This is a genomic window from Candidatus Nitrosocosmicus agrestis (genome assembly GCF_008389435.1).
GTDB lineage: Archaea > Thermoproteota > Nitrososphaeria > Nitrososphaerales > Nitrososphaeraceae > Nitrosocosmicus > Nitrosocosmicus agrestis.
The window spans coordinates 72,252-95,004 of record NZ_VUYS01000011.1; the positions used below are offsets into that span (position 1 = coordinate 72,252).

18 protein-coding genes and 2 pseudogenes are annotated in these 22,753 nt (G+C 32.2%); 5 read left to right on the forward strand and 15 right to left on the reverse strand.

The genetic code is table 11. The features are described from left to right. Positions 1 to 65: 65 nt before the first annotated feature. The 6 genes and pseudogenes from F1Z66_RS08525 to F1Z66_RS15850 form a co-directional block, all read right to left on the reverse strand. Positions 66 to 677 (reverse strand): DNA-3-methyladenine glycosylase family protein, encoded by a 612-nt coding sequence (locus F1Z66_RS08525; protein WP_159357653.1) that lies wholly within the window; start codon positions 675 to 677, stop codon positions 66 to 68. Between the two features lie 575 nt (positions 678 to 1,252). Continuing rightward, the gene (locus tag F1Z66_RS08530) at positions 1,253 to 1,501 is read right to left on the reverse strand and encodes a hypothetical protein (protein ID WP_149863195.1); all 249 of its coding nucleotides are present in this window, start codon (positions 1,499 to 1,501) and stop codon (positions 1,253 to 1,255) included. A 272-nt stretch (positions 1,502 to 1,773) separates the two neighbouring features. Continuing rightward, positions 1,774 to 1,953: a hypothetical protein gene (locus F1Z66_RS08535; RefSeq protein WP_159357652.1), complete on the reverse strand. Its 180-nt coding sequence runs from the start codon at positions 1,951 to 1,953 to the stop codon at positions 1,774 to 1,776. 78 nt (positions 1,954 to 2,031) lie between these two features. Next, positions 2,032 to 3,042 (reverse strand): LLM class flavin-dependent oxidoreductase, encoded by a 1,011-nt coding sequence (locus F1Z66_RS08540; RefSeq protein ID WP_149863197.1) that lies wholly within the window; start codon positions 3,040 to 3,042, stop codon positions 2,032 to 2,034. A 414-nt stretch (positions 3,043 to 3,456) separates the two neighbouring features. Next, positions 3,457 to 3,858 carry a response regulator gene (locus tag F1Z66_RS08545; RefSeq protein ID WP_149863198.1) on the reverse strand — a complete coding sequence of 134 codons (402 nt, stop codon included), beginning with the start codon at positions 3,856 to 3,858 and terminating at the stop codon, positions 3,457 to 3,459. Between the two features lie 1,076 nt (positions 3,859 to 4,934). Beyond that, positions 4,935 to 5,204: pseudogene (locus F1Z66_RS15850) on the reverse strand (Dps family protein); the annotation flags it as partial. 335 nt (positions 5,205 to 5,539) lie between these two features. Here F1Z66_RS15850 and F1Z66_RS08555 point away from each other — a divergent pair. Further along, positions 5,540 to 6,346, forward strand: coding sequence for a radical SAM protein (locus tag F1Z66_RS08555; protein ID WP_149863200.1), 807 nt, complete (start codon positions 5,540 to 5,542; stop codon positions 6,344 to 6,346). A 506-nt stretch (positions 6,347 to 6,852) separates the two neighbouring features. Here F1Z66_RS08555 and F1Z66_RS08560 read toward each other — a convergent pair. From F1Z66_RS08560 to F1Z66_RS08575, 4 genes are all read right to left on the reverse strand, one after another. After that, entirely contained in the window at positions 6,853 to 7,116 is a 264-nt protein-coding gene (locus F1Z66_RS08560; RefSeq protein WP_149863201.1) for a sensor histidine kinase, read from the reverse strand. Continuing rightward, a complete protein-coding gene (locus tag F1Z66_RS08565) occupies positions 7,113 to 8,816 on the reverse strand; it encodes a sensor histidine kinase (protein ID WP_149863202.1) in 1,704 nt (567 codons plus the stop codon). The genes F1Z66_RS08560 and F1Z66_RS08565 overlap by 4 nt, the downstream gene beginning before the upstream one ends. Before the next feature lie 2,602 nt (positions 8,817 to 11,418). Continuing rightward, a complete protein-coding gene (locus F1Z66_RS08570; protein ID WP_149863203.1) occupies positions 11,419 to 11,850 on the reverse strand; it encodes a hypothetical protein in 432 nt (143 codons plus the stop codon). Between the two features lie 109 nt (positions 11,851 to 11,959). Next, on the reverse strand, positions 11,960 to 12,514 hold the full coding sequence (locus F1Z66_RS08575) for a response regulator transcription factor (RefSeq protein ID WP_159357650.1): 555 nt from the start codon (positions 12,512 to 12,514) through the stop codon (positions 11,960 to 11,962). 283 nt (positions 12,515 to 12,797) lie between these two features. Here F1Z66_RS08575 and F1Z66_RS08580 point away from each other — a divergent pair, with 283 nt between their 5' ends. Next, a complete protein-coding gene (locus F1Z66_RS08580; RefSeq protein WP_149863205.1) occupies positions 12,798 to 13,160 on the forward strand; it encodes a hypothetical protein in 363 nt (120 codons plus the stop codon). A gap of 862 nt (positions 13,161 to 14,022) precedes the next feature. Here the strand turns inward: F1Z66_RS08580 and F1Z66_RS08585 are convergent. The 3 genes and pseudogenes from F1Z66_RS08585 to F1Z66_RS16455 all read right to left on the reverse strand — a co-directional run bounded on the left by F1Z66_RS08585 (position 14,023) and on the right by F1Z66_RS16455 (position 18,412). After that, positions 14,023 to 15,270: an MBL fold metallo-hydrolase gene (locus F1Z66_RS08585; RefSeq protein ID WP_149863206.1), complete on the reverse strand. Its 1,248-nt coding sequence runs from the start codon at positions 15,268 to 15,270 to the stop codon at positions 14,023 to 14,025. A 181-nt stretch (positions 15,271 to 15,451) separates the two neighbouring features. Continuing rightward, positions 15,452 to 17,293, reverse strand: coding sequence for a Vgb family protein (locus F1Z66_RS08590; RefSeq protein ID WP_149863207.1), 1,842 nt, complete (start codon positions 17,291 to 17,293; stop codon positions 15,452 to 15,454). A gap of 244 nt (positions 17,294 to 17,537) precedes the next feature. Next, positions 17,538 to 18,412: pseudogene (locus F1Z66_RS16455) on the reverse strand (SDR family oxidoreductase). A 492-nt stretch (positions 18,413 to 18,904) separates the two neighbouring features. Here F1Z66_RS16455 and F1Z66_RS08600 point away from each other — a divergent pair. Both F1Z66_RS08600 and F1Z66_RS08605 read left to right on the forward strand, forming a co-directional pair. Then, complete coding sequence (locus F1Z66_RS08600; RefSeq protein WP_149863208.1) at positions 18,905 to 19,393, forward strand: hypothetical protein; 489 nt, start codon at positions 18,905 to 18,907, stop codon at positions 19,391 to 19,393. A 186-nt stretch (positions 19,394 to 19,579) separates the two neighbouring features. Continuing rightward, a complete protein-coding gene (locus F1Z66_RS08605; protein WP_149863209.1) occupies positions 19,580 to 20,233 on the forward strand; it encodes an NADPH-dependent F420 reductase in 654 nt (217 codons plus the stop codon). Positions 20,234 to 20,382: 149 nt separating this feature from the next. Here F1Z66_RS08605 and F1Z66_RS08610 read toward each other — a convergent pair whose 3' ends face one another. Next, complete coding sequence (locus F1Z66_RS08610) at positions 20,383 to 20,775, reverse strand: hypothetical protein (protein WP_149863210.1); 393 nt, start codon at positions 20,773 to 20,775, stop codon at positions 20,383 to 20,385. A 16-nt stretch (positions 20,776 to 20,791) separates the two neighbouring features. After that, positions 20,792 to 21,226 carry an NTP transferase domain-containing protein gene (locus tag F1Z66_RS08615; protein ID WP_195907510.1) on the reverse strand — a complete coding sequence of 145 codons (435 nt, stop codon included), beginning with the start codon at positions 21,224 to 21,226 and terminating at the stop codon, positions 20,792 to 20,794. Positions 21,227 to 22,014: 788 nt separating this feature from the next. On the opposite strand from F1Z66_RS08615, the gene F1Z66_RS08620 reads away from it, so the two are divergent. Next, positions 22,015 to 22,596, forward strand: a complete 582-nt coding sequence (locus F1Z66_RS08620) for a MarR family transcriptional regulator (protein ID WP_149863212.1) — start codon at positions 22,015 to 22,017, stop codon at positions 22,594 to 22,596. The last annotated feature ends 157 nt before the right edge of the window (positions 22,597 to 22,753 follow it).

Genomic DNA, 22,753 nt, shown 5'->3' on the forward strand with positions numbered 1-22,753 from the left:
AACAGGGACAATATTTTCAAAGACTTAATAGATATTTTATTCAAAGATATTAAATAAATAATGATTTAACCAATTGTTGTAAAGTTGTTCAATGACTTCCATAAATACCAGGCGGCAATACTCCTATAAGGCCTCCATTTTGCCGATTTGGATACAATAAATTCGTTTGAAGGCAGTGTATCCAAATTGTAGAGCAACTTAATTGCTTTTTTAATCCCTAAATCACTTAGGGGAAAAACATCTTCGCGCTTTAAACAAAATATCAAAAACATCTCTGCGGTCCATCTTCCTATTCCCTTTACCTTGACTAGTTCTGAAATCACTTGTTCATCTGAAAGATTAACTAATTTATCTAATAACAATTCGCCCATCGTGATTTTTGTTGACAGATCTTTTACATATGTTATTTTCTTGTATGATAATCCAATTTTTCTAAGAATCATGGCATCAGTATCAACAATCTGATTAGGTAAAGGAAAAGAATTACCATAAAACCCAATAAACCTTTGGAAGATGGCATTTGCAGATTTACCAGCTAATTGCTGATAAATAATGGATCTAACTAAGGACTCAAAGGGATTATCATGAATTTCTATGGAATATTTACCTACGTTACTTATGATTCGAGCTAAATCCACATCAGTTCTTAATAGTAATTTAACTGGGTCTCGCCCCATTTTAAAAAGAATGATCACAATGATTTTAAACATTATTTAGAAAATACAAGAAGTCTTACATTCTATCATCTTGGTACAACAAAAATCATAGGGAAGAGATATGAAAGCAGAATAAGAAATAAGCAATTGGTATTGCAAACTTTGGAGCCCACTCTTAAATTAGTCGATTGATGTTTTAATTCAAATTCGCAATTAATTTAATGTTACTAATCAATATAATGATATTCTCTAGAATTTATATCCAGCTATTCGAAATTCTTCTGAAGAGTATAATATATTATATGCGTTCAATTATCGACAATCACCGTAGGTAGTCATGAGATCTGTCTAATACAGTAAGAAATATTAATTTACAAGATGGATCAAATAGGAATTTTGGATTCGAATTTATAGACTCTTAGGAAAGTGTAAGAAAAAGAAAAGAACATACGATAAAATATTGCATCACAAAGCGTGGGAATGAACACATTGGTTAAACAATCGTGACAGAAGACCACTACCGGGCTTATTAAAAAAAAGAATAATTCACCACATTTAAAGTACCACATTCTTCCCAACTAAAGGTCAGTTTATCATTACTGACCAGTAGTACCATTAATTGTCATATTGTCACCAATGGACGTCGGAACGTTGGAGAAACAGTTGGATTTGGAGACATTTATCCCAGTCTGATCAGGCGTACACTTTTCCTGCATTGTTTGACCATTCACAGGAAAAATTGATAATGATGTAACGACTAATGTAGTACCAATAGCAAGTGTCAATAGTGCGACATAGAAATAGGCAGTTTTAGTTTGATTCTGATCTCGAATTTTTCGAACCATATATTAAAGCTGTTCATTAAAGTATATAACCAATATTGATTAATCTCATTCAAGTAACTATGTCGTTTTATCTTATTGACAGATTATACAGGAAATATTGAGAGCAGATCGACCGTACCATATAACAAGATTTTTGTGATTATGGAATTTTGTATGCCAATACATCCACTGACTTAGTAATACATATTTTTTTCCGACGTTCCCAAGAATAGCTAGATATTAGATATAGAAACTTACTTTAAACGTTACTACAATTAGAAAGTCTTAATACTTCATTTATACAAAAAGTTTTTAGAATTTATGGATGAAGAAGGTGGTGTAGGATTTTCACCACCATTGATAAGAATAAAAATGGGATTATAACCAAAGTATTGATTGTAGGGTGTAAGTATCTGGATATTGTGCCATATAAATGCTGAAGCTGGACTATTGACAACCTCATCTATCGACATACTTAATAGTTGGACAAGCAAAAAAAATCTACCCCGGTTTTTTGCTTCAGACTAACTTTACTATCTAAAGAACAGCATCTATAAGGATGATAGTAATTGATAGGACTTTAACCTAGCTTTGTGATCATATATATGAGAAACCACCATTAATTCGTCGATTTGACGACTTTGTAAGAAATTGTTAAGCAAAGACTTTACTTTTTGAGGAGTTCCGACGAAAGAATATTTTAGTCTTTGGTCGATGGTATATTTTTCAAATTCATTCCATATTTTATTCATATTCTTGATAGGAGGCTTAAGCAGGCCGGGCTTTCTTCTGATCATATCAAGTGCCTTTGTTTGGACCGAAGTAAAAAGCAATTGAGCTTCACGGTCAGTATCTGCTACTACCATGTTTACTGATACTAATACATAAGGTACTTTGAGATATTTAGATGGTCTGAAATTCTTCCTATAACTTTTGATTGCTAGATCCAAATAGTCTGGTGCAAAGTGCCCGGCGAACGCAAATGGTAGCCCTAATTTTGCAGCCAAGTTTGCACTAAAAGTACTGGATCCAAGTAGCCAAATGGGAATTGACAGTCCTTGTCCAGGGATAGCAACTATATTATTAGAACTGTCATCTTCCAGATAGTTAATTATATCTCTAACATCGTTTGGAAATTCCTCCTCCAAGTCATTAGGATTTTCACTAAATTTTCTTCTTAATGCAATGGATGTCATTCTATCAGTTCCTGGGGCTCTCCCTATCCCCAAGTCGATCCTTTCAGGATAAAGCGATTCCAAAGTGCCAAACTGCTCAGCTACAATTAATGGGCTATGATTAGGCAACATGACACCTCCCGACCCGACTCTAATGGAATTTGTGCCACCGGCTATGAATGCAATCAAAATAGATGTAGCCGAGCTAGCAATGCCTGGGATATTATGATGCTCTGCCAACCAATATCTCCGATAGCCCCACTGTTCCGCTTTTTGTGCTAGATCAAGGCTATTTATCATAGACATGCCTGCTGTTCCATTATCATTAATCATAACAAGATCTAAAATAGACAAAGGTATAGACAAGCGATCATCTGTAGAATTCATGTAACAATGTTTTTTAACGTCTTTCACAAATTTATGGATAATGCACCATTTCAAATAAGGAAATCAAATTTGAGAAATAACATACCCGAATTATGAGCAAGTCAGTCTAATCCTATTTAAATTTGATTAAGCCTGATAATAATCAAATTTACAAAATAAAAATATGAAGAAGTAATATAACAAAATACTATAATATAACGTCACAAAAATTGAACAATTTTGATCTATATTTTGTATCTCTATATGATAACAAACTGATTTTTCTATCATCCAAGTTAAACCTGTTTATTCAAAAACTAGATTGGTTAAGTAGAAAAATGTTTTACAAAAAATATAAATATCCGAATTATTAGGCACCAAAATGAATAAATACTTAACCATAAATAAGAAATTCAGTTCTTATAATTTCTTAATTTAACAGATAGCCAGTACTGCTTCATCAATTATTTGTCTCACCTTGATAGGCTTTTGTATAAACTTTTCGATATATTGTTTTTTGACCAAATCTTCCTTTAATGATTCATCTAAGTTATATGCAGAAATAAGAATTATTTTTATTCCATTAAGTACCTTAATTTTTTTTGCCACACTATCGCCATACATATCACCTAGATTATAATCAAGGAAAAGCAAGTCAATCGGAGACCCCTTGCTCTTCAGTTCCAAATATTTCTTGATACATTCAATGCCAGATGCTACGCGGATTACAGTATATTTCATTTCAAGGACTTTTGTATATACTTCCAATAGCTCTTCTTCATCCTCACAGACCATAACCACTTTCTTTCTAGAATTGGCTGGTTTTTCGGTCCCCATCTGTATGAATTTAGTAAATAGTTATAAAAATTTTTAATTTAAAAATGTTCTTATAGAGCATAGTAAAAAATCAAGGTTAGCGATACGGCTTATCATTTAATAGAATTAGTTTTATACTGTAAACTTTGTGAGCTTAAATGTCGACTCAAATTCAACTTTGGTTCAGTTATCCAAAGTATCCGCTTTTTAAAAAAATCAAATCAAAAGAAAAAGATAAAAACTATTCAGATTTCAACAAAAATATAGTATCACATATCGCGTTAGAAAAGAGATAGAATTCCCACGAAATAATGAAATAAAAGTCCAAAAATAAGTTACCAATTCTGTAGAATGAATTGATAATTTTCACAAATTACATCAAGGCGCTCTATATTTATGTAAAAGTCATTTGGTAATTAAAAAGTCTTACAATGAAATCTACTCCTATCCTACTATAAGGCAATGGCTAACAAGTTAATAAAAAACGTTTACAATTATGACCTGTAAAAAATTTCAAAGGTTTAATTCAAACCTGCATTGTAGTGATCCGGCTTATCCTCGACCTAGAAAGTTAATAGCCAATAAAATACAGCAATAATGAATACTGCCACAGCAACTCCGTTGATAATCTTCCATTTCTTTTCCATAATCAGATTTAACTAATTTTATAAAATTATGTATATTAAGTTAGCTATATTGACAAAACACAATTTAAATACTCAAGCTCAATGGGCATAACTTTGTCAATTCTTCTTAGATCAAGTTATGTACTAAAAATATATTCATTTACATTTAACTACTTTTGTATTCCTTTGGCATTCCTTCAAAAAGGATTATTTAATAAAACGACAGATCAGTTTGCTGAACCATTCATTGAATTTGTGTTTTGGAATAGATTTATGGTTAATCTTAAATTTGGGTAGAAGGGTAAATTGGCCTGCTTCTGGCGTTATTGTTCAAGATTGAGTAGATTTGATTTCAGCCTAATCTTCAGAGAATACACGATTCATTAGAATCACTATCTAGTCCAAATGTGTTCGCAACATCCATGACATTTATTCATGAATTTCCATCAAACCTATAATAAAGTCGTTTGTTCATGCATCAGCATATTCTTCTTCACATTCCTCAGCACTTTTACGCAAATACTTGATAGTGTCTTCGTGATCATTTATAAGGATTGATATCATTTTTAGGTCGGCTTGATATTCTCCAGGGTTTTCTTTAAGGTTTACAAACTGTAAGAATTCACTCAAAGTTGAGAACGTCAGACCACCTAGCTGTCGTATCCTTTCGGCTACATCATCAATTATTTGGTTTACTTGTTCATATTGCTGTTGAAAGAATTCATGATGTTTATTAAGTCTTTTCCTACTACATTCTAGTGATAATTACGAGATTTACTGAAGAGGGCATATTCATCAGCAAGCAAATGTTTAAAAGTCTTGTAACCTACTTTCGATTTTCTATCTCAATCCCAATACCTGGATTCTCCCTAATGGGACTAATTTGTTTGAGTATTTTACTACAAACAGTTTTATAATGTTTTTAATTTGGAGCAATTTTGATTGCAGATTTTATTCAAATGACATCATAGTGAGTAAATGTGGCTGGTGAATGTCAGATTATTTAACAAATATTAATATTTACAGACTTTGTGACAAAGGCTTTTTACTGAATTGACTATTAAATATTATTGTAAATGGTAGTAGACACGATTCGTACTCTCAAATTGGTAAGTTCATGGGTAGGAAATAGAATAATACAACGTAGGCGGCCCATCATTGCAGTATTTAGTCTTACATATTATTGTAACTTTTATTGTCCAATGTGCCCATTCGGCGATCCCGACAAGTCGGGTCAAATTAGATTTGCCAAACAAAATGATCTAACGACTGATCAATGGAAATTAATTTTTGAAAAAGTTTCAGAGCACTGTGTATGGTCAATAATAGAAGGTGGCGAACCAACGTCTCGCCCAGATTTTATGGAGCTAGTCAGATACTTGTATGGGTTAAAGATGCCAATCACTCTGATTTCAAATTGCTCTCTATTGCATACCATAGATATTCAAGAATTGAGAAAATATATTCAATTCATCACCTGTAGTATAGATTCTGTTTATGAGGAATCGTATTGTAAAGTAAGAGGGGTTGATAAAGCAACGTTTCATAGAGTAGTAAAGAACCTCAAAATGCTAAAGGAAACGAATTTTCCCCATTATTTTAATAGTGTCATAACAAAATATAATACCGAAGAATTCATAGATCAATCCTATTTTGAAAAAGCTATAGAACTCGGATCTGATGCAGTTTCACTAACTTTTGTTGAAGACAGAGCAGATGTTAATTACTCACTTCTTCCCGATAGAGATACAATAAACAGGGTATGTGAAAGCATATTACAATATTCAAAAAGGAATAATAAGCCTCGTATAATGATACCTGATTTATATTTTGAACAAATACTACGTGATGGTCATGTAACTTTTGACGAATGCGGCGTATGAAAAACTGTTTTTGTAAACGGTGATGGAAGTGTTTTAGTACCTTGTTGGAAATTTAAAAGTCCAGAAAATCGTTACGATTTGTTAACTCAAGATATTAAAGAAATTTGGAACGCTCCACAATGAGATATAGCAAGAACCTGTCATGATTGTAAAGTCTTAGGATGTATATGGTATTCATCCCAACCCATAACTACTTTTGCTGGAAACTATATGCGCGGTTTATCACAATATATTAACCAAAAGAATCCAGAAATTTCGTTTGTTTAGAACACTTTTAAGAAATGATTTAAAGGTATTGCGAGTGTGGTAACTATAAAGATTTTTTTATTATTAACAAGTTTGTATTTTAGTAAATATCTTTTTTATTCACACAATAGCAAGTTAGTTCCACTTTAAAAAACCATATGGTATTAAACAGCATTTGTTTGGAAGGTCTGGTTTTAACTGAGACTATCCGAATAATATTCAAGTTTGTGTAATGATTCAAACTACCTGATTTGGACTGTCTATTCCAAAGGCAATGTAAAATAGAATGTTGATCCTCGTTCTTCTATGTTACTATTAACCCAAATTTTACCACCATGTGCTTCAATGATACTCTTGGCGATGTATAGCCCTAATCCAGTACCTTGATTTGATTTGGTTGCAAATTTCGTAAATAATCGTGGAAGTATTTCTGCATCAATACCCTTCCCTTCATCCCTTATTGCTATCAATACCAACTTTTCCGAATTAATTTGCGTTAATGAATCATTTGCAGCATCTGTCATGGCTTTATCTGAATGGATTTTGTAAATTCCTTTTTCTCTACAGTTATAGCTATTGGACGACCTTCAGAAAACTTTATTGCATTATTGAGTAGATTTGATACCACTTCAAAAATTCGTATCTTATCAGCATATACAATTAGAGGTTCATTTGTGGAAACAAATTGTATATCGATTGTTTTATTACCACCGCTAATCTGTGCAGGATCATCCGATTGCTTTGCTGTATCCTTAATTACATTTTTTATTTTTTCATTCAAGTCAAAATATTCCTTATGGATCTCAAGTCTGTTACTCTCTATCCTCGAAGTATCCAATATATCATTGATTAACTTTTCAAGCCGTTGAGAATTGCGGTAAGTTGAAACAAGTCTTCTTATGAAATCAGATAGTTTTTCCTTATCGCTTACTAATGCTTCAAACTCTTTGAATAATGTTGATTTATCTAGCGAAGTAATCTGCATAATAGATGGGATATAAATCATTTCGATCAATTCAAGATTCCCAGAAATTGCTTGGGTAGGTGTCCTCAACTCGTGGGCAGCTATATTTATGAATTCCTTTTGTAATTTGTCATGAGTTTTCAGATCTTCATTTGCTTTCTCTAATTGGTCAATTGTCTCACTTAATTGCAAGGTTTTTTGTTTCACATTTGATTTCAGAATTCTATTCCACCGAAGTAGGGTAATAGATACAATCAATGAGATGGATGCAATTACGAAGATTATGGAAAAATTCACGATTATTAGACTATCGATAAGGGTGACTACATCTATCGCAAGCGTATGAGGAAATGTTATAAATAATGTACCTATCCTGTTATTTTCTCCCTCATTTGTAAGGATATTTACTGCCTGATAGGCAATAGTTGTAGTATTCTGTCCGAATGCAAAATCTTGAACACCATTTTTAGATATAAGGGCGTGGTTGATAATGCTATTAAAGTCCTCTTCTTGGTCTTTCATCATAGTCTTCAAATAAGACTGGAAACGTTTTTCAAAATAATTTGTCCCAATAAATGACTGATTAGATGCATAGAGGATGTTTCCATCTCTATCTATTAAACCAACTTCCCCATTAAATTTAGGATGCATTTGTGATTCCAGGAATCCTCCCAGAGTTTTGATGGGAATAGAAGCAACAACCACACCTTTAAAAATTGAAGAATTATTTTTCAAACTATTTCCTTCGGATGTGAACTCCAAAACTGATTGGTTTTCTCTAGCTACTGGCAATGAGATATATATCCTAGGGACACTATCATTGGAATCAATTACGGTACTAATGTATAATGTGTGGTTCTGCTTTGGGATTTGAAAGTAATCACGATGACTTAGGTCGATACCTAAATATCGGGAATAACTTTCCTTATTTTTGCTTGCAAATGTTACCAATGTTCCATTCTCATTCAATACATAATAACCATCGGTAAGATAATTCGTAGCATTCAAAGAAAGCGATAGTAGCCTATCAATTCCCGAAACATTCCAATTCAGAATTGAAGGTGAATTTATAATACGCTCCAGATTGGAATTTATGAATAATATCGAATTACTTAAAATATTTGAAATACTATAAACCTCAATTTCAGAGTTTGTTTGCAAATCATCGATTGCAAGATCTTGAATCTCTCTAGCAGTGAGGGTAAAGTAATTAAATGATATAATTCCCAAGATAATTGAAGAGATAAGTACTATAGGCAATACCACAAAACTTATTTTATAATCGAGTACCCCCAAACAATGATTATTAAATATATAATATAATTAATATTTCGCTCAAGTTTTTTTACAAAAAGTTAGGACTAGTTATTTTTTTGTTTTAGAAATTAGAAAATAAGCGAAATTATCATCTTTGCTAGAAATAGTATTAATTTTCAAGTCATGGTTCTCGAAGATTTCCTCAATGAACATGATATATTTTGATTTAGCGAGATTAAGATTGTTACACTATTATTCAGACTATCATAGACTAAGGATAACAAATACTATTAATAACAGGTTTAGAAAATACAATGTTTAATCCCATGAGTGAGATTGAATCGAATTGATCATGACTATGACAAGATATAATAAAAAAAGATCGTTCTTCACAATTAATTAATCATACAATGCTATACTTTTTTCTGCCACAAATTGAATCCGATGCTGCACAACTTTCCTAACGTTCTGTGAAAAATTAGAAGTGTAAAGATTAGAGAGAAGTTTACTTAATTAATAACACAAAAAAAATTACATCACCATTTTACAAATGGTATACTATATAGTATAGAAAAAGAAAATCTTTACATTATTTTTTTAGTTTTATATCAACTGTACAAAATAAAGATGACAAAGTAGAACGAAAGGTACTTGAATTTGCGTAATAGGTTAAATTTTCTAATCGTCTTAAGATTCTGGGAACGCCACAGGATTACATTTACGAGGTCGTAGAGTATCTCGATATTTATTGTCAAATTAATCATTAAATTTGCAATCACTCACAATTTCAATGGTCATACTGTAAACCACTCATATTAAAAAAACCGAAAGCCTAATTTTGGTATAATGCTACTATAAATGAGTATCTTGCAATTAATAAAAAACAATCCAAACAAAAAACCAACGAAACAAATGATATGAACTGGATCTCAAAACGACGTTGAAATTAGTTACCTATGCGAAGTCATTAGAGGTCATAAGTAATTGGATAATAAGTGAGGCCAACAATCCGATTAGACCCTTACTAACTGTTGAAAGAAGGAAATTTCCAATTATATCCCTTTAAACATATGAATAATTAATGGACAAAAAAAATCATGTAATCGCTCAAAACATTGAATATCTCTCAAAATAGTAAGACAATAAAAATTGCTGTTTCAATATAATTTGGATTGAAATGGCAAACAGCAAATATTATCATTATCCAACTACTCATATTACCGTAACTTTGTCGAGATCTCCAAAAAAAATCACCCTATTTTAAACGCTATATGTAACATGCTTTGTTTAAAATTAAACAACATCACCTCAATATATACTTTGAAAATCTGAAACGGTTTTGGACCTTAAATCTTGTTAATGAATTTATCATCATTATTTATGGAATCAATAATCGGGATTGAATAAATCTTATAGTGTTATCCTATTTAGAATTGTCATATATCTTAGTCTTAATTATTTTCATCTTTCAAGCCATTAAAAATTGATATGTTTAATTTGGAGTCTGGATTAATATATTTAAATTATTGATTATGCCCAAACAAGTACCAATGGACTCGTTCCTTTATGCAAGATATTAAGATAGTCACAAAACTAACTTGATCTTTAACACATTGTATTGCGATTGAATCATTCTAGGAATCTATCATGATATTTGAAAGATCGTTAAATAAATAGAAAAACTTGCCTAGTTGTACATATACAACAGTTACCTGTGTTCAAACGTTATCCATCTGTTTTTTTGTAAAGATAACATTAAAAAGATTTAAAAATAACTAGCTTTATGACATAGATGTAAAGTCTGAGAATTAGATCCAGCAAGTATCAAAACTGAGACATATATTTTTCGCAGAACTTTCAAACGCGGTTTGAAAAGCAAATTCTGCTAGTAAAGAGATAAACTAAAATGAACGTAACAGTAGAGATCATCATCTATGATTAAAATAAAATACTAGATAAAGAATTCATTGCGAATATATGAAAAAAAGATTATTTCAATAATTTGTAATATACTAGGAAAAAATTTTTGTATTTATGAAGGGTTAGACTTTGAGAATTTGCAAAACGAGTATCATTTAGATTGGTAGATTATAGATTAAATTATAGAATTTAAAAAGTACTGAACTACCATCTAATAGTATTGCAAACATAAAAATTCTATTAACTGCAAAATCTGGAAGATTCTATCTATAACTGTCATGGTAAAGCAGTATCGGTAAGGAAGACCACAACAATACCCAAATGATAACCAGTATTGATGGATTCATTATTTTAATAGGAATTAGGTTGGCAGTATAATATCTCTATTAAAACTACTTAGAAACTGAATTCTTAGTTTTCAAAGGATCTTGTCAATTAGTATAAAATATTTAAAAAATTTTAGATTTGATTTGAAACAATGTAGTAAAAGAAACATCTTTGGTAACATGATACCAATTGTCAATTTCATCGGGTCTTTTTTGTCGCCTCAATTTGATTTGAAATATTTTTACTATGAATGATAGACAATTTCCCTAGGAGAAAAAGGTATTCAATTGTGTTTAAAATTGGATAAAAGTTTAGGCATCATTACCAAATGTCAACATGTTTAGATTTCCCTTTTTATTCATTCCGACCTAGCGACAGGGTGTCTACAAAATGCATTGACACCAAGACTCAACATACTTCCTGCCAAAGGTGCTACGATCAAGGCAGAACTTTGAGGGAGTTTTAATTTGTCAATTATTGCCTGGATCACCTCAGAACCGCTAGCAGGATTATTTGAGCTAATGATCTGATGCAAATTCCCCGTAGGATCGCAGAGATCATCATGTAAAACTTCAGCATAAGCAAACCAAATAGACCTACCGTCAGGGATTGTCTTGTTGTGTTCTATGTCAATCTCAAAAAGTGCAGGCATAATTAGATCAATTTCTTGACCATTGTTTTTGTACAATATCAAAATTTCTTCCAATTTTTGATAGGCAGGAACTAAGCTAAACTTTGCCTCCTTCATTTTAAATGAGATCACTTCTGCCATCTTCCCGGATTCAATCACATCAGAAAGATCTACCACCATAATTTATTGATATTCTCATCAAAATGCTAATTTATAAACTTGATTTATTTTGCTCAAATAATCAGGGGCACTGAATCAAAATATACACCTACTTTTCTATAGCACATAACAAATCAGAGAACCTAAAAGGCTTAGTAAAAAGGTCACCATCTTTGATCTGAATTTTCTTTAACAGCCTTGTGTTTAGTTCATTTTTTGAAGCTTGGCTTATGATCATTATCCTTTGAGAAAAGTCATTATTCCGAATTTCTTCTGCAATATTTAGCCCTGGACCTTCATCCAGATGCGTGTCTAAAATTATTACATCATAATGCTTTTTTCTCTTTTTACTTGATACACCAATTCTATCCAAGGCTACAGACCCACTCTCAACGATCTCATAATCATACCCCATAGCGCTAACAAACATACCCAGAATTGAATTAACGCTAGAGTCTGACTCTGCTATTAAGATAGATTTTTTGTAGTTATTATTACCATTACTTTTAGTTCTAAGATTTACAGATTCGTGTGTACTATCATTTTTGATATTGAGAAAATGGTTTATCTTTTTCTTGCCAGTCGTATTTTCATTGGTCTTATTCCTAGCCAGTCTATTACTCCGGCTTATTCCAGCTACATAATCAAGATACTCTAAAGACATAATTCCACCGGTTAACATATATGTTTAACTAACAAAGTTAATAAACCATAAACTGAAATAACTTTCAGTTCTAAAGTATAATAGTAATTATAATGTTAATTAGTAACATGTCATAATAGATAGCATCCACATTTTATTAAATTTTTTTTAACTGCTTCTGTATATAGACTAAAGGCTTAATTTCCCATATTTAATATCATGATAAGACACCAGCCCTATTAAAAAAACAAATATACATAGTTGACAAAGTTTTATTGGTGTTTTACCAAAGGAGTATTTCAAATTGAAGAATCTAACAATTTATGCTTCGTCTATTGAACAAGGTACAACAGGATTCACTCAATTTAGCATTTCCGAAGCTCAGACAAATACTATCAATATATTAAATTCGCTTTCTCTACCAGATATCTATAAAATCGTACAAACAAAACAACCTACCAATGTAATATTGAATACATCAAACATGCATGGAAAAGAGATTGTGGGTTCATTAGAGTATTTTCTTTCAAATAGATACAAACCCATAATTTTTGATATCATAATAAGGAACTCTAATATGCGAACCAAAATCATGGTAATAAAGTTCCAAGGTACACAGAAAACAGAGAAATATTTCCATAAAGATAATTTTGATCCATTGTCCTAGTATTGTAGAAATTCTTATCAAGTATGCAATCAAGATTAACAGAATTCTAATATCAAAACTATATCTACCAAAACAAATACTAGTCGCATTATTACTAGTTGGATATAGTAATAATTTAGAATCATCTGATTTGGTAGCATAATTATTATAATTCATGATAGAATCAAAACGATTAGATAATCTAAATATATCACCAATTTTTTTGAAATCTACTATATTATTTATTAACATTGCAGTTCCAGTAAAGGTAGCCTAGAGAAAGAGTAACAAAGGTGGAATTCATGAGATAAGCTTCTATAGTGGGATCCATCAGATTCGCAACTACTGGTTCCCTCCACCATAGGTTACAAAAAACATTACCTCGGAAATTAAAAAATATGATGTTGACGGCGCCGCATCATACAACCTCGCCTTTGTTGCTTCATCACTAGGACTAGATTATTAGTAGACAGATCAGGTTACAGTTTTTGCAATATGAATTAAACATAAATATAATTGCAGACTCATACTTGCAAGTTTTTTGACTAGTTCAAAATTGATGACCGCAACCAAGCATGCTGTATAACTTATTTGAAATTAAAGTGAAAGGTATTAAGAAGCAAGATCTCAATACTCGAAAATAGAGAGGAACATAATTAGATAAAAATTTATGAACGTAATATAACAATTAGCATGGTTAATACATCATAACTATAATTAAAAAGCCGAATAAATTGTATGAAGATGCTAACCAAATTTAGATTTGTTTATAAACATTATCCTATATATACTCCGGCCCTCAGATGCACATAGGATCAGACAATGGATTTAACCAATGCACAAAAAATGTTTACTATAACATCATAGTTGGAATGATCATTTTTTAAGCTTTTATTCCACAAGAATTCGGACCTGCTTCTAAGTCACGATAGTAAACTTGATCGCAAGAGACAAGATTCTTATTTAATTTTACAATTTTTTCATAGTTCATGGGCTGTGTTGGAATATTTGAATTTACATAAGCAGCAAAATCATCAGAAGAGTTACTAATCCCAGTTAATTTGTTTCTTACAGCGTCAATTGTATTTGATATCACCTTCCCATGATTAAAACTTTCACTATAATGAGATGGCAAAAGTGTAACGTTAGTAGGAAGTTCAAGTATATAGTCCTTATATGTTTGGTACAACATGGCTGTATACTCCTGGGCCTTATTATGCAAATCTGGCCTACCTACACCGTTAACAAAAATAGTGTCGCCAGCAAATAAATACAAAGCATTTGTGTGATTAATTTTATCAGGTTCATCAATAGAGAAGGAGTTGTTACCTTGTTTATTGCTATTTAACAAATAACTTATGCTCCCTTGAGTATGACCGGGTGTATGAATTGCTTTGATCTCAAGTTCATCTCCTAGTTTGAAATTTTCACCACCCTTTACCAATTTTACCCTCTGTACATCAAATCCAGAAAGCTCGGTTAAATTGTAATTTTCATATGAACTCAGTATTAAATCACAATTGTACTTGCGAGCGATTTTTGACGAACCAGAAAGATGATCAGCATGTAAATGAGTGTCGATTACTCTCTCGATAGTAAGACCATATTGTGCGATGAGGTCGTCAACAATGCCATCTATATTGCATGTAGGATCAATTATGGTAGCTTTCTTATCCACGGTTGATGTAATCAAGTAACTCATGCATCCCTTCGAAATTCGCCTAATTTGCCAAATCCTCAATGGGAGAGAATTATCAATTTCAAGGTTTGCAACATCGTATAAATTACTCCAACCATCCATACCACCTTCGACCGTTTTCACATTATACCCAAGTGAAGACAACGCCATAGCTGCCATAGACGATCTCTGTCCATGAGCACAGAATACAATGATTTCTTTATCCTTTGGAAGTTTTTTAAGTGATTCATTTTGCATTATGGTATCAATTGGAATCAAAGTGGAATCCTTGTATTTATCATAAGAAATAGACCACATATCATGTTCCTGTTTGGTCCTCACATCTAAAATAAAAAAATCATCACCTTCGTCTATTTTCTTCTTCAGTTCAAAAGGCTTTATTACTAAATTATTTTTATGAGAGCCGCTAGATGGTCCAAAATTTGAAATCATATTCTTATTAATTTCTTTCAGATTTATAAATTATATTTAAATAAATAAATTAAGCATAATTGTATTCGGAATATCTGTTTTATCATCATGTACTAGAACAAGAAAAAGGAGGTTATTAATCTCGAGTTCTGATTAATTATCACCTTAGCCTCACTAAAAAAGTCTCTGAGACAAAGAATGATCATTTAACATACAAATCAATTATCCTCGAGATAGTTAAATCATCCTCATATTTAGCGCTAATAGTGAGGGTATAGGTTCCAGGAATTATGCCTTTTTCGGGCTCAATTGTCAAAAGCTTTGTTATAGAAGTGTTCAGTTTCGGGATTTGATCGGCTGCAGAAGTTGAATTAGAGGAACTAGTTAAGTTAAGGTCGGTAAATTTACTGGTCATATTAACTAACTTTCCATCCTTTGAGATGCTTGAAGTGATAGCAAAGGTCACGGTTTGAACGGGTTTGTCAAAAATCCTTTCTAAACTCCCATCCCTAAAATTGCTATTTTCCGGACCCGATGAATTTGTCAGAGTGTTTATCGAATCAGGATCAAAATAAACGGTAACGTTTAAAGAATCACCCTTTCCGGACTTCCTATCAAGTGAAATATCACTTTTCGAAACATTTAATGAAATTGGTAGTTGTTTTAATTTGTCTGCATGGATAACGCCAAGTTTATTTTCAGTCCACTCTGTAAACCATACAGAGCCTTCATTATCAAAGGCAAACCTAAGCGGGTTTGAGGAATTGACCCATAATGGATTATGTGAGGGGATATGATACTCCACCAATTTGTTATTCTTTATATCAAAATAAGCGATAGAGTTTCCATAGTGTTCATTAAACCAGACCTTACCATCCTGGTATTCATTATAATAAGGAAGAGTAGTCAAGTTTCCAGAAGAGGATGGGTTTGAGGTAGCATATTGTTTAACCGCACCTGTATTAGGATTCAGGGACAGAAAAAGGTTGGCTATATGACTGTTAGCCCACAAAGTCCCGTTTTCGTCCTCGGCAATGCTAAAAGGTACACTGTGTGTGTAATTAATATCATGTATGGTAATAGACTCGTTATCAATATCGTATTTTATAATTTGTCCCCCAATAGGGAATACTGCTGTAGAAAACCAAACTACATCCCCAGAATTATCTGCAGATCTAGTATTATTATTATGACCCGAAAAATTGTATCCATTTGAAATTGGCCCCATTGTCTGAAAATTTATCTGTTTAGACATATCCAATTCAGAAATCCCTTCAGTCGTGTTAGATACAGTTTTCGATGGCTCTATGAATCCAAGTCGTTTCCCAAATACTTGAGTAAACCAGACGTTATTATCCGAATCAAAAGCAATTGATAATGGATACCCCCCCTCGGCTAATAACCTGTAATTTTCAAACTTTCCTTCATTTACAGAGTATTTCCAAATCGAATTGCTAAGTTCATCTGTAAACCACAAATTATCGTTTTTATCGAATTTAATGTCCCATATCATGGATCCAATATTTCTAGTTTGGTTGGGCCAGTTAGGTATTTTTATTACTTGTTCAAATTTTTCAGATTTAGGATCAAATACTTGAATAGTTCCCGATTTTCCTGAAGCTAACCATATTTTACCATCCTTGTCGGCAGTCAGTGCAACGGGTTGACTACACAAAATTGGAGTAATAAATTCTTTAACATAATAGTTTGAATGTATTTTGTTATCACCGCATAATAGTGGTTTATCAACATCAGACAGCGTTTGAAACACTGATGTTCTTACGCTATTTGGATAGGATTTCAAGTCATAATTAACGTTACTGGAATTCAAATATATTTCTGGATCGAATTTAAAATTGCTCATATCCATCATAGAACCATGATCGTGATGATGAAGTGTATTATTAGAACTCGCAAATACATACGGCATATCATTATTCTGAGAAAAGTTGAATGATGAGGCGATGTAATTAATTCCAATTAAGGATGAAATAATACATAACCAAAAACCAACATAATGGCAGGCATTCTGTTTACAAGACATTATTAACTTTTATTCTTATGTAATGACTAATATCAGTTTTTATACAACCACAGAAATTTATTAAATTAGAAAACGGAATCGGTTAATTTCTCGATCATTTGCAACAAATCACACCTATGGTAATACAGATTTTCTCTAAATTAAATGCCACGTGTAAAAAAATATATATTAAAAATAGTTTTTCATCTTGCAGGTATTAATAAATTTCCATTATCCACAGGTAAAAATATGCAGATAAGACCTGCTATTTTTTATTTGAAATTTCTGTGAACTGCTTTTTAATCAATTGAAGAAATTCCGATTCGGATAGATGATCTTTGGCAGATAGGATTTGGTAAGCATCCTGACCCACAGGATACCGTAATTTTGGATTATCAGATTTTATTGCATCCAAAATCACAGATGCCACTTCAGTTGGGTATGTAACCGATGGATTATTGTTTACCATTGATCTAAAATATGCTTCAACCTTATTTGTAACCTGAAAATATGGTGACTCAGGGTTTGAACTACCTTTTGCTTTAATATTAGAATTCATAATATTTGTCTTGATAAATCCGGGCTCTATTATTACAACTTTGATCCCAAATGGTTCTAACTCAAAGCGCAATGATTCACTTAACCCTTCAACTGCAAATTTAGTACTTTGATAAGCAGACAAAATAGGTGCGCCAATTTTGCCCCCGACTGAACTGATATTAATAATTGTACATTTTCCTGGGGTTACTCTTATCAGAGGTAAACTACTTTTTATTAACCTGACTATCCCAAAATAATTAGTTTCAAATAATTCCTTATCTCATCAATGCTAAGATCCTCTAAAGAGCCAAATAATCCATATCCAGCATTGTTTACAACAACATCAAGTCTATTTTTTTCCTTTGATATAGTGTTAATTGCATTTGAGACAGACACTTCGCTATTCACAAGTTCAATAACTTGTAAAGGTAACCTTTCGGAGGTGGCCACTTCTTTAATTTTCTTTGACTTATTTAGATTCCTCATTGAAGCATATGTATAGAACCCATTCCTTGCTAGTTCTAAGGCCGTCTCAAATCCAATCTCCGTTGAACTCCCAGTAATTAGCGCTATCTTATTAACATCCAAACTTGGTTTCATCCCTTTTAAAATATGTATATCACAAGTCAAATATGGACATTTTTAATTAGTCATTAAAATTTCAATGCTCATCCGTTGTAGCATCTTACAGGCATTATGGAAAAGAAAAAATTCATGTTCTGGAAACATCCTTTTAAAACATCGCCAGAGGATCCGAGTCTGATTAATCAAGGTGTAGTGAAGAAAAGCAATCTAATAAATTTTTGCGGATTGTTATTCAAACGTTTTGAAATTGTTAACCGTTTCTTTGCTCCAACAGTAGATTTGCCAAAATATTCAAAGGCAAAATAAGATTTTACACTAATGTAGACCATTCACATGATTCATGTTTTGCTTTGTTTTTTTGTGTTAATTCAATAGATACTTTTTGGCTAAGTTAATTTTGAAGTTTAAGGGTGATTACATCATACATAAAAAAAATATAATAATGATAAAAATTATACTTTTTAGAATATTTTTATCAAGTTTTTGAAAAAAAGGATAATTTATAACTTGCTAGTACACACTAATAAGTTAATGCTAAAGCAAATTAGTATTATTTTTTCCTTATTGCTTGTCATAGCCACTTGCGATTCTATTCTTGATACCAGATATTCTGCAAAAGCCCAAACAGACTCTTTGGACATATCACAAAATGCTACAGACAACGCAACATCGTCCCCTTCATCCACGGCTCCTCAACCACCCGAAAAAGTATTCATATCTTTGGAAAATTTGGTTGTTGGCAAAACTTCTCAAGGGTTAGTTGACATTAGTGCATCTGTAAAGAATAACCAAACTTTCGATGTTCACGATATCAGAATTCAAGGCGAATTTTTCGATAAAGATGGAACCAGTTTAGGCAAAATAGACGAGTTTGTTACCCAACCTTCATTCATACTAAAACCTGGTGCAAGTCATAATTATGCAGGACTAGAGATAATCTCACATTATAGAGTATCTTCATACAACTTCACAGCAACTGGAGAGCCACTTTCATAAATTTCACGTCTCAAATTCATCGAAATCCCAAGAAATTCTAAAATTTTTTGTCATCTTCACGGTTTTATATAATCATACATCACTTTCATAGAGCAGAAAACCAAAGCGATCAAGTCACCCAAACGGTGCAACCTTTGGTCATTAATTTAAGGATTTAAGTATCACTAACCCCCTATTTTACACCTTATGAAAATTGGGATCATAGGATCAGGGGACGTGGGTTTGCGACTTGGCAGCGGTTGTCTTGACTTGGGTCACCACGTGATGATTGGTACTCGTAATTCTGAAAAAAAAGAAGTACAAGAATGGCTTCAAAATTCAAAGCACAGAGAAAGGGCGTTTATTGGAACATTTGCAGAATCCTCCGCTTTTGGTGAGATAATAATACTTTCAACTCTATGGAGCGGGACTGAAAACGCCATTAATTTGGCTCTTCCATCTAATTTTAAGGACAAGATAGTAATAGATACAACTAATCCGCTAGATTTTTCCAATCAAGGGTCACCCAAATTAGCTGTTGGATTCGATACTTCTGCAGGGGAAATAATACAATCAATACTAGACAACTCCTTGGTTGTAAAAGCATTTAATATTATTGGAAATCAACATATGGTGAAACCAAGTTTCCAATGTAATCCCCCTACAATGTTTATTTGCGGGAATTCTGAGGAGGCCAAAAAAATAGTCGCTGAAAAAATAATCACGCCTCTGGGTTGGGAATCCATTGATATTGGGAAGATGGATAAATCAAGATTATTGGAACCTCTAGCAATGATTTGGATTGAATATTACTTTAAAACAGGAAAAGGAGACCACGCCTTTAAATTGCTTAAAAAATGAATAGTTGTATACCAATATCAAGATCTCGTTACTACTTTTGATATTCGATTTATACATATAAACGGAGTTGATTTGTTAAATAAAATTCAAATTATTATGAATTAATTCGAAATACCAAAGTGTAATCTGTTTTGTTATTAAGGTGAAATTTAAATAGATTTTTCCACAACAGCATTCATTTGGTCGATTATCGATGTAACATAGAATTCATTTCTTTCGACATAATTTGGAGACTCTATATTGGCCCAGTTAACACCAACCTCTGTCAAATTGTACGAATAGAACTTTACAAAAACCTTATTGTTAAGACGTGTAAGAATATCAGAGGCAATATCAAAAACCTTAGTTTGATTAGAAACGCCATATGTTGTCAAGACATTCAAGATAGAATGAGTAAACAAGTATATACCTGACGCTTCTTGATCCGTGATCTCAATCAAAGGCTTTTCTACAAAGCTAGAAGCAATATATAGATTATCGAGATGACGATTCTTTATAGAAACCCTGCCTGTTTCCTCAATCCGATTCGATCGTGTTATCACGATGTATTTGATATCATCACCACTCTTCGTTTTGGATAGTAAGAAATTTTTGTTCCAGATCTCGAATGTCTAAAGCACAGAGATTATCAGCATACCAAACCAAAAAATGGGATTCTGTTTCCAAGAATCTATGACATAATAACAACGCACCTCCAGTACCGTTTTTTCTATCCTCAATAAAGGTAATTTTTTTCTGAAAAAGCCAATCTTTCCCCTCAAAATAATTCATAATTTGACTTCCAAATAAGTCGTTTTCACACACAATAAGGATTTCAGAAACGCAGGTAAATTTAGATACGAATCTAACTATATGATCTATAACGGGTCGTCCCCTAATTGGGATCATCGACTTTGGAGTGTAATCTGTAATGGTTTGCCCCTGGTTCCCCTGCCACCAGCCAATAAAACGACCTTCATGCACATGATTTAGAATAACGGTATTAAAAATCACTCTTCATTTGATTATATCCCGAAATGATTCGCATATTTTAATTTTTGAGGCGAAAATTGATCTCATTTTGTTTGCAAATCCAAGGTTACCAATCACAAAGACCAAATCAAATATTATTATTATGCCCGATACATATCAAGGTCAAAACCATTAACTTTGATATGAAAGATCCATTCCTTTCATACGTAAAAAACAATTAGTGAAATGTAATGATAGACAAATTTTTTGTATACACACAAAACAAGATAAATGATCTGTATCAAATTTAGTTGTATTTGTTCTAAGTTCAGGTATCACAAAATAAAACAACTCATAATTCCTATCAAATGCTGAAACATTAGTTACTACATCAACAAAGAAAATTAGGATTGTTAATTATATCATCCTGATCTATACCAAATTATGGTGGTGTTGATCAAGGAGAAAGATTCTTTTAGCGTCCTGAATAAATCGACAACTCATTTTCTTTCAGTGAAATTCGATAGTAATCACGCAGATAATTCTTTTGTGTTGTAATAATTCGCGAATGGTATGCATTTTTTAATTAAAGCATTGGGAGTCAACCTGAGGTGAACAATTAAAATATCATCCTTCAAATGGTAGTTGGCTTATGGTTTATTTTGATCATTAGTCACCTCTCCAAGACGATTCATCTGATTTGATAACTACTATTTAACCAATCTTACAAAAAAGATTGGTTAAATTAAATTTAGAATTTATATTCTTCCAAATAGAATCAGGAAAAGATAATATTAAAATTTATATAATTTCACAATCATAAAATTATAATGTCTTCAGGCGGTTCATTTGGTCAAAGTCCAAATCACTTTATGGTTTTGGATGCCATTTCAAGAGGAGTTAAGAAAATAAATGATATTTCAAGAATTACTAAATTATCAAAGGACGAAGTAGAATTAATAGTAAATGACTTAAAAACCCAAAGGCTTGTAGAGATCAAAGAAAAGAAAGGCTTCTTTGGGAATAAGAAGACAGAGGTTTTTCTTACAGACATAGGTCTTAAGGTACTCGAATCCAAAAAACAAGAATTATCAAATAAATCAAAATACTTGCAGCAGCTCTATGAAACAGGAAATAAACGTCAACTGCAGACTTTTATGGATGATAACCGCATGTGGATGCCGATGATGCTTTTTTCAGGATTGATTAATATGGTAATGTTTACCTCAATGATGTCATTTATGGGTATGGCAATGAATCCTGCTGAAAGCACCCAAGTTGAGTCTCAGGCTGCCGATAGTCCCGGAGCTGAGGATGCTGGCGCTGGCACGGATTCGGGAGACTACGATAGTGGTAGTTATAGCGACGCAGATTTCGGCGGAATGGATCTAGGCGGATTTGACTCTTTTTGATTAGTAAAACCTATTGAAGTTAAGAATACAGGTGAAAATGGAACAAAACTTTTTTGATTTCTTATCCAATAATGGATTTTTTTACTACATGGTTACAGATAAAATATATGACAAAATAAGATAACAAGAAACGATACTAAGAAGTATATATTTGGCA